Annotated in this window: 1 protein-coding gene; it reads right to left on the reverse strand. The window is 54.7% G+C overall.

Annotated elements, in window-relative coordinates; all coding sequences use genetic code 11:
• Positions 1-84: 84 nt before the first annotated feature.
• Entirely contained in the window at positions 85-393 is a 309-nt protein-coding gene (locus B9Z41_RS16855) for a hypothetical protein (protein ID WP_233202773.1), read from the reverse strand.
• Positions 394-817: the final 424 nt, after the last annotated feature.

Genomic DNA, 817 nt, shown 5'->3' on the forward strand with positions numbered 1-817 from the left:
CTGGAGCGTATTGGGTATATTCCACCTGCCGAGGCTGAGACCAACTACTATCGGCAACTCGCTGAGAAGACCAACGCTAAGGCGTTAACTTAAACCAACTGGCCTCCTCGAAATGCGGGGCGATTCATAGCTCTTCTTTGCACTTAGCCCGAGGCTGTTTAAGCAGCCTCCCACTCGTTCATCGCACACAGCCCTGGGAAGGTTGGTCGTCAGCAATACAGTGTTGTGCTCGATCTCGATCGTTGCGGGCATTTCCTCAAAACAGGCTTTGACATCCTGCACGAAGAGTTGAAGCCGCTCGTCGACTTCTTCCTTGGACAGCACCTCCCGAAGTGGGTCAGCACGGGAAGGTCCGTCGTTGTTGTAGTAAGCCGTGTACTTATAAGTTGCCATGGTGCTTGCCATACGGGCCTAGGGATTATCTGGTGTCGGGCGCAAAGAGCATGGTAGCCCCGCGCTTGTGAACCAGCGATGATCGGTGCTGCATAACATTCGAGCTAACCGGCCCGCGGGGGCGAGCGCCGTAGCGGGTCCGGTTGAGCGAGAGGTTAGGCCACATCGCTCTCAAGGAACATGCGAGCGGCTTCGAGTAGTTCAAGCATCTTGGCATAGGACATCTGGCCGTGCGTCAAGGGCCTCCCATTCATAGATATATCGATGCTCATTCCAGACCAATTGACGGGGAGCAATGTGAATCGCCCCGCATTTCGAGGAGGCCAGTTGGTTTAAGTTAACGCCTTAGCGTTGGTCTTCTCAGCGAGTTGCCGATAGTAGTTGGTCTCAGCCTCGGCAGGTGGAATATACCCAATACGCTCCA

It is taken from the genome of Limnohabitans sp. JirII-31 (assembly GCF_002778315.1).
In the GTDB taxonomy this organism is placed as follows: Bacteria; Pseudomonadota; Gammaproteobacteria; order Burkholderiales; family Burkholderiaceae_C; genus Limnohabitans.

Excerpts from the sequence above, each read along its gene's own strand:
- B9Z41_RS16855 (WP_233202773.1), bottom strand. The coding sequence starts at position 393 with ATGGCAACTTATAAGTACACGGCTTACTACAACAACGACGGACCTTCC.